The sequence below is a fragment of the Bradyrhizobium sp. RDI18 genome, from assembly GCF_043203335.1.
Classification (GTDB): domain Bacteria; phylum Pseudomonadota; class Alphaproteobacteria; order Rhizobiales; family Xanthobacteraceae; genus Bradyrhizobium; species Bradyrhizobium retamae.
The window spans coordinates 2,744,886-2,760,818 of the sequence record NZ_JBICRN010000008.1 but is presented as its reverse complement, the minus strand read 5'-3'; the positions used below and the strand labels follow the sequence as shown (position 1 = coordinate 2,760,818).

The 15,933-nt window shown below is 58.8% G+C and carries 12 protein-coding genes; 8 read left to right on the top strand and 4 right to left on the bottom strand.

Annotated features, from left to right (window positions below):
- Positions 1-163 precede the first annotated feature (163 nt).
- Together ACFXS9_RS22400 and ACFXS9_RS22395 are read right to left on the bottom strand one after the other, a co-directional pair.
- Positions 164-424 (bottom strand): gamma-glutamyl-gamma-aminobutyrate hydrolase family protein, encoded by a 261-nt coding sequence (locus ACFXS9_RS22400; protein WP_392699952.1) that lies wholly within the window; start codon positions 422-424, stop codon positions 164-166.
- Positions 425-1,260: 836 nt separating this feature from the next.
- Complete coding sequence (locus tag ACFXS9_RS22395; RefSeq protein ID WP_392699950.1) at positions 1,261-2,400, bottom strand: transposase; 1,140 nt, start codon at positions 2,398-2,400, stop codon at positions 1,261-1,263.
- Positions 2,401-3,394: 994 nt separating this feature from the next.
- Between ACFXS9_RS22395 and ACFXS9_RS22390 the strand changes: the two genes are divergently transcribed.
- Positions 3,395-3,580: a hypothetical protein gene (locus tag ACFXS9_RS22390; RefSeq protein ID WP_392692116.1), complete on the top strand. Its 186-nt coding sequence runs from the start codon at positions 3,395-3,397 to the stop codon at positions 3,578-3,580.
- A 103-nt stretch (positions 3,581-3,683) separates the two neighbouring features.
- On the opposite strand, the gene ACFXS9_RS22385 is transcribed toward ACFXS9_RS22390, so the two are convergent.
- Together ACFXS9_RS22385 and ACFXS9_RS22380 are read right to left on the bottom strand one after the other, a co-directional pair.
- A complete protein-coding gene (locus tag ACFXS9_RS22385) occupies positions 3,684-4,517 on the bottom strand; it encodes an IS4 family transposase (protein WP_392692113.1) in 834 nt (277 codons plus the stop codon).
- Positions 4,421-5,140, bottom strand: a complete 720-nt coding sequence (locus ACFXS9_RS22380; protein WP_392692110.1) for a transposase DNA-binding-containing protein — start codon at positions 5,138-5,140, stop codon at positions 4,421-4,423. The genes ACFXS9_RS22385 and ACFXS9_RS22380 overlap by 97 nt, the downstream gene beginning before the upstream one ends.
- A gap of 545 nt (positions 5,141-5,685) precedes the next feature.
- On the opposite strand from ACFXS9_RS22380, the gene ACFXS9_RS22375 reads away from it, so the two are divergent.
- The 7 genes from ACFXS9_RS22375 (at position 5,686) to ACFXS9_RS22345 (ending at position 15,539) form a co-directional block, all read left to right on the top strand.
- The gene (locus tag ACFXS9_RS22375; RefSeq protein WP_392692108.1) at positions 5,686-5,847 is read left to right on the top strand and encodes a hypothetical protein; all 162 of its coding nucleotides are present in this window, start codon (positions 5,686-5,688) and stop codon (positions 5,845-5,847) included.
- A 1,869-nt stretch (positions 5,848-7,716) separates the two neighbouring features.
- Positions 7,717-8,898 (top strand): TlpA disulfide reductase family protein, encoded by a 1,182-nt coding sequence (locus ACFXS9_RS22370; protein WP_392692105.1) that lies wholly within the window; start codon positions 7,717-7,719, stop codon positions 8,896-8,898.
- A gap of 314 nt (positions 8,899-9,212) precedes the next feature.
- Positions 9,213-9,359 carry a transposase domain-containing protein gene (locus ACFXS9_RS22365; protein WP_392692103.1) on the top strand — a complete coding sequence of 49 codons (147 nt, stop codon included), beginning with the start codon at positions 9,213-9,215 and terminating at the stop codon, positions 9,357-9,359.
- Between the two features lie 138 nt (positions 9,360-9,497).
- Positions 9,498-11,333, top strand: coding sequence for an ABC transporter ATP-binding protein (locus tag ACFXS9_RS22360; RefSeq protein WP_392692101.1), 1,836 nt, complete (start codon positions 9,498-9,500; stop codon positions 11,331-11,333).
- Positions 11,334-12,317: 984 nt separating this feature from the next.
- Positions 12,318-13,328: a formyltransferase family protein gene (locus ACFXS9_RS22355; RefSeq protein WP_392692099.1), complete on the top strand. Its 1,011-nt coding sequence runs from the start codon at positions 12,318-12,320 to the stop codon at positions 13,326-13,328.
- 658 nt (positions 13,329-13,986) lie between these two features.
- Entirely contained in the window at positions 13,987-15,222 is a 1,236-nt protein-coding gene (locus ACFXS9_RS22350; protein WP_392692096.1) for an AMP-binding protein, read from the top strand.
- Positions 15,117-15,539 (top strand): FAD-dependent oxidoreductase, encoded by a 423-nt coding sequence (locus tag ACFXS9_RS22345; RefSeq protein ID WP_392699948.1) that lies wholly within the window; start codon positions 15,117-15,119, stop codon positions 15,537-15,539. The genes ACFXS9_RS22350 and ACFXS9_RS22345 overlap by 106 nt, the downstream gene beginning before the upstream one ends.
- Positions 15,540-15,933 lie beyond the last annotated feature (394 nt).

The following is a 15,933-nucleotide window of genomic DNA, read 5'->3' as shown; positions in this document are numbered from 1 at the left end:
CGTTCTTGGGGGCACCCATCGCGAATGAAATTCGGGGAGTCACAGTGCAATTTGCGAAATCGGACGCGTTGGTTAGAATGATTGCCCTGATTCTCTCGTCTGAGACGCGCTACTGTGCGAGTTCAAATGCTCAGTTCACCCCGGAGCTGAACTGACGAGTGCGTCACACGCGCCAAGTCTTCGTAGCTTGCACAAAGTTTATAAGAACCACATGCCCTTCTGGAGTCAGTATCGATTCCGGATGGAACTGCACGCCATAAGTCGGGTGACGGCGATGTGCAAGGGCCATAATTTCGCCTTCCTCCGAACGCGCCGTCACAGTGAGATGCGGTGCGCATGACTCTTCGAGCTCAACGACAAGGAAATGGTATTGTTCAACGCAAAATGGGGGGCGGCAGCACCTTAAACGACCCTCGGCCGTGATGCGTCACCGGACCGGCCGTGCATGGGGCGACGTCGTTACGCGCCCGCCGAAAACGCTCCCAATGCACTGGTGTCGTATCCATCCGGCGAGGACCGCGGAGTACCTAAGCTCGCAGATATCCGGCGTTCAAGGCGAATGAAGCAATCCGTCGGATTTTAGCGTGTCAATCGCTTCGGCAAGGGTGAGGCCGCGATGCCGGCAGAACCATTCTCCGGTGTGACGGTGCCACTGGATGTCGAAGCGATCGCGGCTGATCCAGTCGAGGCGGGCGAACGGGGCGTCGCGGGCTTCCGAAGAACACAACCATCAGAGCCCGCGACAACCGACTCTGGCTTGAGCGAAGGACGCGTCGTAGTGACCGTTTGTTGGTACCGCTAAGACGGCCAGACGATGCATCGGGGTGGGTGTGCCAATCACCGATGTAGACTTGCAAACGTTCGGATCATTCATATTCCATTGAGATCTGAGCCGCTTCCCACACGTGATCGTGTTCGTAGGAATAGCGCCTATGGACGGCTGCGGGGCCCGGTCCTACCGCTGTGGTGATCACGACCTTGTTGTCGTCTGCCCAGTACCCGATCAGTACCCCGCCGGTCTCGCTCGGGTACGAGCGGTCGGCCTACACGCAGTGTGTCCAGCGATCGTGACGGGATACACGCGGTTACGCTTTGCATGTGCAGTTGGCATGTCGGCTCAAGGTTCTTCTTGTTCTCGGTTGCAGCTTTTGTGCGCACCGTTGTGCTTGGCGCTGGAAAGCGGCGGCCCCTATTTCAAGAGGGGGCTAGGAGCCTGTCCAGTTAGCTTTGGGAAGGCAGTTTTATCTTGATAATGGCGGCTCAGGCGGCCCTTGCGAGCTTGACGAGGTTGTGAGCGGTGCAGATGAGCGCCCATTCTGCGCTGACCTTTTCGATGCCGCGCAGCAGGAATTGCCTGAACCCTCTTGCCTGTTTGATCTGTCCGAAGACGGCTTCGACGATCTGCTTGCGCAAGCGGTAGCGACTTCGGTAGCCGGCGCGCTTGAGCTTGGTGCTCATCCTGGCGATCAGCGAGCCGGGTCTTGAAGCCTTTTTCGCGGTGGCGGATTTGGTGCCGTGCTTCTGCCTTCCGGTGGCGATGTAGCCCTCGATGCGCCGCCGTTTGATCGTGCGAAGATTGGTGTCGGAGCAGTAGCCGGCGTCGGCCGATACTTCGTCGGGATTGGTCCCCAGATTGGCCCTGATCCCGTCGAGCAACGGCGCCAGTTGCGCCTGATCGCTGGAGGAACTGGTCAGCGTCTGCGCCACGATGATCTGATGGGCACCATCGACCGCGGCCTGGGCGTTGTAGCCCTGGATGTAACCGTCCTTGGTCTTCAGGATGCGGCTTTCCGGGTCGGTGAAATTGCGTTGCGCCTTGCCGTCGGGCTCCGTGTTCGGCGGCGCGGACGTCTTGCCGTTCTTTTTGCCCCCTTCGGCGATGCGGCGCTCCTCGGCTTCGGCCCGCGCCTTGCGCTCCGCCTCGGCTGCGGCCTTGGCTTCGGCCTCCAGCGCGGCCTTGGCCTCGCGGATCTTCTCAAGCCGCTTCTGCTTGTCGGCCACCCAATCGGGCATCTCGTCGCCGCGCTTGTCGCCGTAGAGCTTATCCTCCTGCGCATCGGCGGCCTCCGCCGCCTTGAGCCAGCGGTCGACCTCCGCTGCAAGCTCCGCTTCCCGCTTCTTCATGCGATCATAGCTCATCGCCTTGTGCTTGGACGCGTTCGCCTTGATCTTGGTGCCGTCGAGCGCAACGTGCCCGAGCTTCACCAACCCGGCCTTCTCGGCCAGCTTCAACACCTGCACGAACAGGTCGGCCAGCGCCTTCAGGTGCCGCCGCCGGAACTCTGAGATCGTGCGGAAGTCCGGCGCATCGCCCGCCACGATCATCATGAAATCCGCCCGCTCCACCGCCGCCCTGGCGATCCGCCGCGACGAGTAGATACCGCTCGCGTAGCCGTGCAGAATGTGAATGTTTGCCCCTTGTCCGAAGTGCGGGCTCTCGATCGCCAGACCAATGCCGAAGGTCAGCCATGCCTTCGGAGGCGGTGAGCCCCTCTCGGCATCTGTGTTCTTAAATGAAAATGAGACCGAGGCATAAGATATTCTTCACCTCTCTCGACCTGGCGTCACTGAAAATCGGAAACTCCCGCTGGCTGGCTCGCCGCCAGCACAAGCGAAGCATCGGTGTGGTGAAATCCCATGAAAGGCACGTGAACGCAGAATTTAAGCGTCATTGCGAGACACGCTGCATTAATCAATGTCGAAATGCCGCTAGCATGCAGGGTCAAGTGTATCCCTGTTCAAGAGCCCAACTGTTCGGGGACGGAACAACGAGGCGTTAAACTCAGTTCAGCGAAGCGGCACAGGAGTGGGAAATGGCTAGATATTTCTACTGGCTTCACAGCAGTCGCGCGCGCTGGGTCATCATTGCCATCGTCGTGCTTGCCCTCCTGGCCGTCGCCGCATTGAGCAGAGATGATTACGGGGGCGTTAGCAATGAGACGCCACCAGGCGTGCACATCCGTCGATAGATAAGCACGCCGGGAGAAATACTAATGAAAAAAGAATTGCCCTGAGCCGCATGCCGCTAATGCCAGCCGAAAGCGACGCTAGCTACGATCACAACGACTAAGGTGCTGGCCAAGCTTAGCCGCTCGGCCGACAATGCGTCATAGGCTGGAAAATCCTGCGTCTTTATCGCGTTGTTCATCTCGTCAGGGAACTCGGCATAAGCTGACACGTCCGATCCCGGATCACCGCGAAGGAGATGACGATAAGCCGGTCTCCCGCGCAATTGTCCAGAGCCGTATTCTCCGCGTGCGCCTCGATCGCAAACCCAGCCCCCTGTCTCAACAACAGAGCTCAATGTCCTGGAGGCTCCCAGTCTCAACCCGATGGTCGCGTTTGCGGCCTCGTGTCTTGGGATGCCCTCAATGTGTCAGGTCCACCGGCAGGGATGACGCAGGCCGAGCTGTCGTACGCGCTGAACTTGATCGAGCCGATCAAGCGCCGAAGTCTCACGCACGAAGTGAGCAAGCCGAAAGCAGGCACAGCGGCGCATTGCTGCGATTCTGTTCGTGCGCGTGCTCGCGCTGCGGCGATCGCGGATTATGAGCGGCAACACCGCACAACGGACGAGTAGCGACAATGAAGGCAGCGATTTACGCAAGGTTAGCTCAGACAAGCCATAAGTGTGGTCAGCCATCCGCTCAAGATGACCTAACCAGGGGGGCCGTCACCGGCTTTCAATTACCCACAAATTCTCCTCCGACCATGGCGCCCAGCGCGATGTCAGTGAGGCGTGACAGCCCGCGCCACATAACGGTATTGCCGGGCGGCGGATCGCTGGCGCGGGCGAGATAACCGCCGAGCCGGGCGATCTTGATCAGATAGTGCGAGAGCGTTTTCTGTCTTCCTTTCGGTTTGTCGTTGACGAGGCGATCGAGCACGCCGATTTCAGTCGCAGTCAACGCGAGGGTTGGCGGCGCGTCTGGGGCGGAACGGTTGAGCATCGTCATCCAGAAGACCCGCCAACTCAGGATACAAAAGAGCGCGATCAGATTGGTCAGACGCTGGGCGGTCCTGAGCTTCGACTCCTCAGCTTTGCAGCCCGATTTGAGGATCTTGTGGAACACCTCGATCTTCCATCTCAAAGCATACCATTCGAGCTTCTCAATAGCGTCGGTGCGGGAACCAACAGGCAGGTCGGTGATCAGCTTCCAATCGATCTTCTTTCTGTTCTTCGGGGTCCCGCGCTCTTCGGCATGGATCACCGTCAGGGTCAGAGCGGGATAGCGCTTCTGCTTTCCGATCGGCGGCAGGACGCGAATCTTGCGATACCTGATCTCAAGAACGGCCTGGTCGGGATCGCCGTTGCTATCTCTGACTTCGATGCGATGCAGCCCTTTGACGGCGACTTCGTCCATTTCGTCGGCGATCGTGTGATCCCCATCTCCAGCCAAGCGGTCGACGCAGGTCCTGATCAGGAAATGAGTTCCGATCTCCTGTGCTGCGCAGAAGAGCTCGTAGATGTCACTCTCGCGATCACCGATATGGATGCATCGTCCCGGATGGTCCAAGAGCTGCGTAGACTGCTTGAGATTTCCAGCCACCGGACGCTTTCCTTTTTCTCGATGGGAATCCGGGTCGGATTGATCTTCTTTTTAAGCGCTGCCGTCCCCTTGAATTTCTTTCGGGTCCAGAACTTAACGGCCGCCAACCCCAGCGGCACCCCCTCGATTGTAACCGCGAGGCTCGAATGCATCAGGATGCCGCAAATCGTGTGCGATCTGAGGCGGCCCGCCTTATCCCGTCCACTGTTTATGCTCTTGGTGATGCCGATCGCTTCTGACTTCTCGCGTTGATAGCTGAACTCGGTTGTGTCGTGCAGCACAAGAACGAGACCTTCAGCGGCGGCGGCACGATCACGTGTCGATTGGAAGTGGCCGGCCAGAATGTCCGCTTCGCTGACCCGCTCATTGGAGAAGAAGCGATAGGCTGCCTTGGTATTTGCCCAATCCTGGCAGACGAGCGGAATGCTTTGTCCCATGGCGCTTCCAATCTGCGTGAGCAGTTTGCGGAATCTGCCGCCGAGCCGCGCGTCCCTAAAGTCGCATCCACTACTCTCTCGATCAATCCAACATTCACCTTCCAAGGACCGCGAACAGCCTTTTGCCGATCGATCCCTTAATGTCAGCCCCATAGAGCACCCCCTCGCGAATCAGGTGCTCAGAAAGGAATCACAAGTGATTCTTTCGATTCAAGATTTCGCCGATCAGCGGATCAGCCCGAGTGGTCAACGGTTATGGGTAATTGAAAGCGTCACCGGGCGCGTACACCTTCTCGTTTGGTCCTGCCGCTTGAAACGCGGCTTGACTGCTTTTCCACTCACCGCGCCCAAGTGCCTGCAGACCCTCGTGAGATCGCTCAACACATCCCCCAGGATAAAGCTAGTTTTCGAGCGGCATCATTTCGGAAAAGAACGCCTTTGACGCTGCCTACTCGGAGCCGGAAGCCCCTCGAACTTGAGCTCCACGAGTTGGATCAGGCCTTCGCTTTCGCCCCTCCAACACCCTTCCCATGCTCGTGATCAGTGATCTGAACATCCCGGACTCGTCTCGACCGAAAGGCCCATCTAGGCTACCTTCGCGCAGCTCTCGGACCTGGCCTTGATTGCCAGGTCGATAAGCCCCTCGTTCTTCCATATGTGCGAATGGACGCCATGCAGCGAACCGGCTGGTTAATGCGGTGGCAGATCTCAAGGAGACCAGGCAGGCGCACATCACCGTTTGGTGGAATGGCGGTTCTCTCGGCGGCGCAGCCTTTCGCGAGAGGCTCTATCCCGCGCTCGACATACTGGTAACCAACGCCAGCAACCGCGTTGGTCGCACAAGACTGTTTGATGATTGAGAAGATGCCGACAAAGATGCAAGCGGTCATCACGGCTGCAAATAACAGATTCCCGATCGTCGTAATGGGCGTGGCTCAGACGCGATGATAAAATCCGCGCAAATCTGTAGTGCAGCGGGGTGCGAATTGCGGCGCTGGCTTGCGCGGCTCGCGAGATCTGGTGCTACTTGATGTTATCCGAACAATTCGAAGTGATCGATCAGAAACGTGCTTGTGAACCCGAATATCCATCCGACGAATGAGACTGTCGCAGCCGTCACCGCGCCATAGCTTCCTCGGCCTGCCGAATGCCACTACCAGCAGCGTGAGGCTCGCAGCGATAAGTACTTCGCTCAGTGCGCTTCGGCACTAATTGTGTCCAGGAGTCTTCGAAGCGCTTGCGCGTCATGACGCTGTGGTGCATGGCAAACGGAACCGTCCGACCCCTCTACGGCAAGCGATTCGATGCATGTCTGCCGGCCCGTGTCGATCGTCTTCGGCACGACTAGGCCGCTCGCGAAACCGACAGCACATAGAATTGTGATGAAGAAAGCGATGTCCGCGGCCGATCCGTAGAGAAGTCTGACGATCCTTGAAAACCGAATTCCGGACGACTCATGGAGCTGGTTGGGGTCATGATCGACCCCGTTAAGCCAACACTGCCCCACGGAGGGCAATAAAGAACACCGAACTCACGGCTCAAAGCCCTGACGAGGCACTTGGTTTGTCGGTAACGCGATAATAGGCGTTTTTGAGGAAAGAATCGTCCGGAATCTGCTCAACAGGCCTCTCGATCCTGGTAGCTGAAGGTGGTTGAACGGTCGCGCTACGCTCCGAGCGGTCGTTCTTGTGGCCGGGCTATCCAGCGCTTCGACCGAATTGCGCGACCACGACGAAATCAAGGCGCTCTACCTCGGCGCTCGCCGCGAAGTGCCGTCGGCGAGAAGCCGCTGACGGTTGCCGTTGCCTGACTTTGATTGACAGAGGGGAAACTGGCCTGGCTAGGACAATCTAGCGCGCAAGATCAATCGAGACGTTTATTCTGGAACTATAGGCGGAGCAATCGACACGTTCTCGACGATCTGCACTATGAAGGCGACGATCGGCGGTATGGCGATCCGCAGGGCCTGCGCTAGGACGACAGTGTTCATGGGGCCAGCGGGGTGGGGGCCAGCCGGGCCTCCTGGTCAGAAACTTGTGAGATGAACGCCCTCATAAACCTTAGCTCGCATCGAGGCGAGCGGGGATATATTTTCGATACGGAGGCAATGATTTTAGAACGGGATAGGGTGTCCGGCACCCCCGTACCCGCGACTGGACAGCAAAACTGATCGGAGTACCAGTTTGTGGTGCAGGAACCGCTTTGCGATGGCGAGCACTGGCAGTTTTAAGGCGCACCGATAAGCAGCACCCGCTGCAGTGCCCGCGAATGATTCCGTCATCATAGACACGAACACGCGTCGCCGGTCCACGGCCTTGGCTTTTCGACTCCCGATCTACAGCATCGCTCGCCTCTAATCCTGTCGGGCAGGGAAAGGGGTTAGCAAGTTTTCGTTCGGTGACTCACAACACCAAACCGGCTTTTCTGGCAGCGCGAAGGGCGCAATTCGTGTCCAACACCTGACAGAGGCATAAAGCCCGTCAGGTTTAGAACACCGGTCGGCTTGGGCGCCCTGGAGTGTTTTCGAAGCGTAGTCAGACGCTTAATGCGCGCTGACGAAGATGGCACGGCTGTTGCTCTTGAGATCCAGCAACACTGAGTTAGGGCTGAGTGCATCCAGAGCGCAAAACGAGCGATGCTCCTTCCCTTGAACCCGTGTGCCCCGTTCTGAGAGAGATAAGCTGGCGCAGAAAGTCGCGCAACGTTTGGCAATCGTTATGGAGAACAACATGGTGCTGCGCATGGAGTCCCCAGCTCCTCCGATCAAGGTGGAGAACTGGCTGCGTGGCCAGCCCCTCACGAGCTTCCAGCCTGGAAAAGTGTACATCGTCGAATTTTGGGCAACTTGGTGCAAACCGTGTGTGGCGGCGATGCCCCATCTGGTGCAGCTGCAAGAGAGATACAAAGACAGCGGGGTTGAGGTCCTCGGAGTCGCAGCTTGTGAACGAGCTACAACGGCGGACGAGGCCAGAGCCAACTTGGACGCATGGTTGACCGAAAAGTTCTCGAATCTCAACTACCGGATCGGATTCGACTACACAGGGAATATGAACAAGCTTTGGATGGATCCCAGCTTTTCTGTTGGGATTCCCACCTCGTTCGTCGTCGACCGTGATGGCCGCATCGCCTTCATCGGTTTTCCGACGCAACTCGATGACGTTCTGCCGAAAATTCTTAACGGCGGCTGGCGCACCAGCGATGAAGCTAGAGCCGCCGATACAGAACGGGTCGTCGAAGGCGAACGCACAATGCGCGAAATGACACGTAAGCAAGCGTTGACTAAGCCGATCTACGCCAAACTTCGGCCAGCGATGGAGGCCGAGGATTGGGCGACGGCGCTTTCGGCGGTCGAGGAGGCCGTCGCGGTGATGCCAGACGAGATCAACTTCCGCGTGCTTCATGCGGGCCTGTTGCTTCACAGGATGCGCGACATGCGGAATGGCTTGCCGGTCATGCGCCAATTGGTCCGCGACGCGATCGACAAAAAATCCGAGCCGTGGATGGCCGGGGCGATGCGCCAACTCTTCGATCCGGCGATGGACAACTCCCATCTCCCGCGTGCCGAGCGCTTTGCCATGGGCAGGGAGTTGTCCGAACGCATTCTGGAACTATTTCCGCCGCAAGGCGACGCCCGTAAGTTCCTCTCCTATGGGGCGGTCGCTCAGTATTATTACGAAAGCGGCAACAAGGAACGCGCGATCGAGTTGGTCGAGCTGGCACTGAAATCGCTGGACCATCCGGAGCCTATGCAGGATGAACTGAAGCAGTACTTCGTGCCGCCTTTGCTCCAAGCCCTAGCCGACTACAAGCGTGAGAAGGCTTGCTACGGAGCTCTTAGTGCGACTCCGCAAGACAGGTCTCCGAAAGAGTCAAAGCGCAGGGGCCGGAAGAGAAAACGTGAAAAAGGGTAATAGTCGGAATTGCTCATGAGCCAATTCGTCGATTTCTGCGGCGGGCCAGTGGCAACTAAAGACCATCGAGTACAGCGCTGGATCTTTTGCGGCAGGTTGGAGGTTCAAATTGCGATGACCTCCGGCCGGATCTAGGCGGACCTGATCTTCAGGTGAAGTCACGCCATCATCCCATGATGCAAACACTCTTACGGTCTTAAGGTCTGCACGAAATGCTGAACGACTCCTTCGTCATAAAAATGCACTCTTTGCGCACGGCCATGGCGGCGCCCGGACTTAGGCGGCCATCGCCATGCTTCTGCAGACGGGCGAAGATGAATGGCGTCGATCCGCATGCCTGGCTCAAACAAACTATCGAACGGACGGCGCAAGGCTGGCCGATTTCTCAGATCGATGCTCTCATGGTCTGGAACCCTCAAAGCTTGAACCGCATCAGCTACGCTCAAGCAAAGAGGGGGTGAAATGGTCAGAAGATTTCGATCGCAGCCTCCAACCTCCGGGCATTATTGCGTCGCCTCCGACGCCAGCGCCAAGCATCGGGCACATCGCGTCTGGATCGAAAGGGTCTTATGTCGCGTGTGGCAGAAACCGCTGACGCCATGACCGTCCAAGACGACAAACGACCCGCCGCGATCGGCGTGGTGATCCCGTTCGTGTTCCGTCACTGGCTGAAGCAGCCCGTCCGCGTCGCGATCGTCCTCGTCGGCTTCTTAGGTGCAACGGTGGCCGACCTGTTCATGCCGGTCTACTCCGGCCATTTGGCGGACGCGCTGACATCAGGTCCGTCCGACCAGGCGGCGCGACATGCGGTGTTCGTCGCGTTCGGCGGCATCCTCGTGCTTGGCCTGCTCTCGACCATATTGCGGTTTACAGGCTTGCAGGCGATCGTGCCGTTCACGTTGAAGACGAAGTCGGATGTGGCGCGCGAGGCCTTCATGCGGGTGCAGCGGTTCTCGACTGACTGGCACGCCAACTCTTTCGCCGGCTCGACCGTGCGCAAGATCACGCGCGGCATGTCGGCGCTCGACCTGCTCAACAACTCGATCCTGATGGCATTGTTGCCGTCGCTGGCCGTGCTCCTAGGCTCGATGATCCTGCTCGGTCTGCATTGGCCCGTGCTCGGCGGCGTGATCGGCCTCGGCGCGGTGATCTATGTCGCGATGACGATGGCATTCACGATCGGCTACATCGCGCCGGCGGCGCGCGTCTCCAACGCCTGGGACACCAAGGTCGGTGGCACGCTGGCGGACTCGCTCACCTGCAATGCGGTCGTGAAATCGTTCGGCGCGGAGGCGCGCGAGGACGCGCGGCTTGGCAGTGTCGTCAGGCGTTGGCGGGCGCGGGGACGGCGCACCTGGCTGCGCTACAACGCCACCAGCACAGTGCAGCTCGTAATGCTCTTGTGCATTCGCGCATCGGTGATCGGCGGCGCCATTCTGCTGTGGATCGCCGGGCGCGCCTCGCCGGGCGACGTCACCTATGTGCTGACCAGCTACTACGTCATCCACGCCTATTTGCGCGACATCGGTATGCACATCAACAATTTGCAGCATTCGGTGAACGACATGGAGGAACTTGTCACCATCCATGGCGAGCCGATGGGCATTGTCGATGCCCCCGACGCCAAGCCGATCGATATTCAGGGCGGAAGGATCACGTTCGAGGACGTGACCTTCCTTTTTGGCCATCGCGCGCCGCTCTATGACGGATTGTCGATCGACATCCGCGCCGGCGAGCGCATCGGTCTGGTCGGCCGTTCCGGCTCCGGGAAGACCACGTTCGTCAAGCTGGTGCAGCGGCTCTACGACGTCTCCGGCGGCCGTATCCTGATCGACGGCCAGGATATCGCGAAAGCGACGCAGCAATCGCTGCGCAGCCAAATCGCGATCGTGCAACAGGAGCCAATCCTGTTTCACCGCTCGCTGGCGGAGAATATCGCCTACGGCCGGCCCGGCGCCAGCATGGCGGCGATCGAGCAGGCGGCATGGCTCGCCAATGCGCACGACTTCATCGTGCACCTGCCGAAGGGCTACGGCACGCTGGTGGGCGAGCGCGGCGTCAAGCTGTCGGGCGGCGAGCGGCAGCGCGTCGCGCTGGCGCGCGCGTTCCTCGCGGACGCACCGGTCCTGATCCTGGACGAGGCGACCTCCAGCCTCGATTCGGAATCGGAGGCGCTGATCCAAGAGGCGATGGAGCGGCTGATGAAGGGACGCACCTCAATCGTGATCGCACACCGGTTGTCAACCGTGCGCAGCCTCGATCGCATTCTGGTGTTCGACCGCGGCCAGATCGTCGAGCAGGGCACCCACGCCGCGCTCATCGCGCGGCCGGGCGGCGTCTATCGCGGGCTGTTCGAGCGGCAAGCCATCGAGTTCGGTCAGATCTCGGCGGCGGGGCAGACTAAAGCACGGCTGGCCGCATCCCCGCAGCCTTAGCGCTATTTACCTTCGCTGCAGCTGATTGGCATCGCGCCGGTCTGCCCTCCGGCATCGCATCGATATTCACCGCGGTGGTGTAGGACTGTCTTGACGGAGAGCGTCTCTAAAGCGGGAATAGGGCGTTGTCGGAAGGACAATCGGAGATCCCGGGCCGTTTTTGCCGGGCGAGTGTTATGACCAAAGCGAAAAGAACTATTCGCTCATCCTCAAGCGCGATGTGAATGTCCTGTGGGATAATATTGGCCGTGCCAAAGCTGCTTTCGGTTTTTGTGCGGCCGTTTCGGGACAGCGAATTGCTCAAGATCCCGTCTGGCGCCTTGAATTGCGCCAATTGGATAAGGACTTTGAGCGGCGGATCTGTTGTTCAGGCGCTGACTACGAGAAATTTTGCAAGACAAGATTGTCGTCAAGTTAAAGCCAGGGGACCTCGTCGTCCTTTGGTCATCATCCTTAAGCGGACGTGCAAGTTTGCCTCAAGAGGTCACCTTCGTCATTTGACGGCCTGTATTGTCGTGTTCAGCCATGTCCAGTTGAGGACGTTATGTCCGCGACTCGACACTAACGCTTAAGTATTCTCCGCTTCGGAGCGAAGTGCATGGATTTGTTCCTTTGCAAGCGGGGCCTGCTCAACGTTTTGGGTGGCACGCTGATTGCTGGGAGAGGGTGAAGGATCTGTTGCGATCATGGCGGTCCCGCAGCTGCCCGCCTACGGATACAAATGAAGCTTGCTCGACTGATCCAAATCCACGCCATGGAGGCTGCACTGTTGAGTGCGGCTTCATCAAGTGAAGCTTTGCCGCTTCCATCACGGGTTCCGCTGTCGTTGATCGCGCTGGATACCTCTCAACACTGGCTGACTTTGATTAGCATTCAACCCGGTTACTCCCGAGCGAATGCAAATCAGTGTGACCGGGTTAAGTCGCGATGTGGTGCGGCGCATACGGCGAGAACTCCCCAACCTACAGCATGGAGTAGCTGAATATGGCGCATTGGTCTGCTTCGGTGCTCGCAGACGCTTGCAAACCGGGCGATTGGGATGGGCAACCACCTGCAGTCGCATCAATTCGCTCCAGCATCTTTGTTGGCAGTGGTACGCTAGCTATCAGGTGTGCTCAGCTAGTAAGTAAGATGGGTCATGTCGTCTGCGCGGCGCTGTGTGCCGACGCCATATTCCGGGACTGGGCTTCTCGCGCCAATATCTTGTGTGTAGACAGTGTTGAAGAGCTCTCCGTGTTGATGAATGCCGACCCGGTAGACTGGATATTTTCCGTAGGAAATCCATTCATACTGCCACCGGATGTGTTTGCCCGAGTCCGTCAAGGCGCTTTCAATTACCAAGACGGCCCGTTGCCACGATATGCGGGAGCTCATTCGATGTCTTGGGCGCGGCTGGCACAAGAGACCGACTCTGCCATCGGGTGGTATCGTATCAATGATGGTGTTAATAGGGGTGAGTTGGTGGTTGAGCGCCAAGTTTCTATTGCGCCAACCGATACGGCGTTGACCCTGAACCTCAAATGTCATGAAGCCGCTGTCGAAGGCTTCCGCGAGCTTCTAGCTGGCTTAACGAATGGAGAGCTCCATGCTGGTTCGCAGGCGCCAGTGGACGGAAGCGTTTCTCCGAGGCGTCGACGCCCAGATGCTGCGGGCTGTCTGCGATGGAATCGCTCCGCGCAAGATCTCTCAACGATCACACGCGCCTTAAACTATGGACCGTATCATTCCAATCCGTTGTGTCTGCCGAAGGTGCACCTAGGGGATGATGTTGTCGCAGTCAGGCGCTTGAAAGTATCTGCTGGACGCTGCGGCCTTCCGGCAGGGTCCCTGGTTGAAATCCACCGCAGCAACTGGCGTGTGGCGACAGGGACAGAGGATGTTGATGTTTGGTTTGGCAGCTCAGACGGTCTGACTCTGAATGCACGGACACTCGCGAGGCAGTCCGCTCTGAATGTAGGCGATCGCCTCCCGATTTTGAGCGATGAGGAGGCGTAGAGCATAACTGTTGCCCATGGAATGTTGGCGCCTCGGGAGAACTTTTGGCGGCAGCGGCTTGAGCAGTTTAAGGAATTGCAGATTCCGTTTCTGTCGTCTTCGGAAACTGCGGCTCCCCCGAGATGGCAGTCGAGTTCCTGGCTCATTCCAAGTGCCTTGGCCGAGTTGTCGCCATTTGATCGTACTGAGTACTTGCTGACTGATCTATCTCCCTCGCATCACGGGAGAATCAGAGCTTCAACCGGGGTGGACTCCCGCAACGAATGGATCGCGAGCCGGGATGAGGGCGGTGGAGGGTGCTTGTCGCCTCTGTCGTGCCGATGCAAATGACCATCGATCTCGGTCGAGATTTTGCGGGGGGTACGCAGGGCGGTCGCGGCCGAATGCGCGGATCTGAGAGAGCACGATAGTTTTCCGCGGGATCTTATCGCGCGCTCTCCGACGTTGCGGGGCAAGGAGGCGCTACAATCGCGCCGGCCTTGGCCGATTGGCGTCACGGTGACCGCTAATAGCTGTTCTGCCGCTGGTGATCTAGCTTCGAGCCCGAGTTCTGAGGGCCCTATTCGGTGATTTGCTGACGTTTGAGGTTTGCGCTCTCGATGGGAGCTTTCGGTGGCACTTTGATGCCAGTCGCTTGGCGCTCAAGCAAATCGACCGTATGACGCAGCATTTGCAAAACTTGTTGTGTGCTGTGATAGGCGATGCGCGGCAGCCGGTCGCACGGCTTGAGCTGCTCTCGCCCGAGGAGCGAGCATACCTCTTGGAGGAGCTGAACCGGACGGCGGCACCTTATCCGTCGGAGCGATGCATCCATGAGCTGTTTGAGGCGCAGGTGCGCCAGACGCCGGATGCGATGGCGGTGACCTATGCGGGCGAGCACTTAAGCTATGGCGATCTCAATGCGCACGCGAACCGGCTCGCACATCATCTGGTCGTGCTCGGGGTGAAGCCGGATCAGCTGGTCGCGATCTGCCTTCAGCGCAGCGTCGCGATGATGGTGGGGCTGCTTGCGATCCTCAAGGCAGGGGGCGCGTATCTGCCGCTCGATCCGGCTTATCCATCCGCGCGGCTGCGGCAGGTGCTCGACGATGCGGCGCCGCAGCTGGTGCTGGCCGATGCGGCGGGACGCGCCGCGCTTGGCGATATGGGCCTCGATGTGACGGTGATTGATCTCGAGACGGCAACGCCGGCTTGGGCGGACCTGCCGGCGTCGGATTCGGATCCTCGGGCCCTCGGCCTCACCTCACGCCATCTCGCTTATGTGATCTACACCTCGGGATCCACAGGCACGCCGAAGGGCGTCGAAAAGTCCCACCGTTCGCTGATGAATTTGCTCTATGCCTCACCGGAGCTTGGCGCGCCCAAGAGACGGACACTTCAGTTCACGACCTTGAACTTTGATGTGTCGTTGCAGGAATTGTTCAGTTGTTGGAGGGATGGTGGCCTGCTCGTGCTCGTGCAGGAAGAGACCCGTGCGGACTTCTCCGCCTTGCTGGAATTTGTGTGGGGTGAAGCGATCGAGCGGCTTTTCCTTCCGTTCGTCGCGTTGAAGCATTTTGCGGAGGTCTGGGGCGCTGAGAGAGTGCTGCTGCCCTCCCTGAGGGAGATCTATACAGCGGGAGAGCAATTGCGGGCCACCCTAATGCTCAGGTCGTTCTTCGAATTGCACCCGAGGGCGAGATTCCCGTCGGGCGCAAGGGTCTACAGGAAATCGAGGTGCGTGCCGAACAGTAGCAGAAGCGCGGGGCTCCCGTCGTGCTGCTCAATCCGGAGGAGACGCGCAGAAAAATCGGTGGCGGCAACTACACCGGCGCGCTGCTCGACAAGCGCGCCGGCACAATACAGCCGCTGGCCTATGTGCGTGGTCTTGCACGCGTCACACTTGCAGCAGTAGCGAAGATTTTCACTCAGAGTGAGGTCCTCACAGCTATCAATAGCGGCTTGCGCTGGAGGATCGGTACGGCAAAGGGATCTGTGAGTGCTGAGTGGGTGATCGTCGCCACCAACGCTTACGGCAGGGACCGTGGTCGCAGGTTCGGCAGGAGCAGATCCATCTTCTTACTTCAATTTTGCCACAGGGTATCGGACCATCTAAGGGCCTCGATTCTGCCCGAACGGCAAGGAGTATGGGACACAAGGGAGGTCCTCTCCTCGTTTCGCTTGGATCGCTCGGGAGGTATTGATCTTCCCCCGAAAAAGTGGACGGTTTAAGCGGCTTTTAGCTCCATCTCGAGCGGGGCGATATATCCGATGGCGGATGGAGCCTTGTTCGGTTGTACAACGAGGTTTGAGAACGCCCACAGGACCGTTCTTCGCGAGGTTCTTTATCGATATCATCCTTGGTTTGGTTGCCGAGTTTGCGTTCATGGGGCCGTCGACAAGGCTGGCGATGTCGCCTTCCGCTGCACGCTGGATGGATCGCAAGCAGATCGTTGGCTGGAGGTTCCAGCATGGATGTTCGACCGGACGGCATGCCCTGAGGCGGAGCTTTTGGCAGCTCGGCCATTTGTCAGCATAACCGCACTTGCAGCGCTTTCTGCGCTTCTCGATCTGGCGTTGATGGATCGAGCGCCATCAGCTGCCCTGCTTTCTAGCGCATCCAGAG

What these genes read in the sequence shown, in the direction of transcription:
- ACFXS9_RS22355 (WP_392692099.1), top strand. Translation starts at nt 12,318, where the DNA reads ATGGCGCATTGGTCTGCTTCGGTGCTCGCAGACGCTTGCAAACCGGGC.
- ACFXS9_RS22370 (WP_392692105.1), top strand. Translation starts at nt 7,717, where the DNA reads ATGGTGCTGCGCATGGAGTCCCCAGCTCCTCCGATCAAGGTGGAGAAC.
- ACFXS9_RS22380 (WP_392692110.1), bottom strand. Translation starts at nt 5,140, where the DNA reads ATGGGGCTGACATTAAGGGATCGATCGGCAAAAGGCTGTTCGCGGTCC.
- ACFXS9_RS22360 (WP_392692101.1), top strand. Translation starts at nt 9,498, where the DNA reads ATGACCGTCCAAGACGACAAACGACCCGCCGCGATCGGCGTGGTGATC.
- ACFXS9_RS22365 (WP_392692103.1), top strand. Translation starts at nt 9,213, where the DNA reads ATGAATGGCGTCGATCCGCATGCCTGGCTCAAACAAACTATCGAACGG.
- ACFXS9_RS22350 (WP_392692096.1), top strand. Translation starts at nt 13,987, where the DNA reads ATGACGCAGCATTTGCAAAACTTGTTGTGTGCTGTGATAGGCGATGCG.
- ACFXS9_RS22390 (WP_392692116.1), top strand. Translation starts at nt 3,395, where the DNA reads ATGACGCAGGCCGAGCTGTCGTACGCGCTGAACTTGATCGAGCCGATC.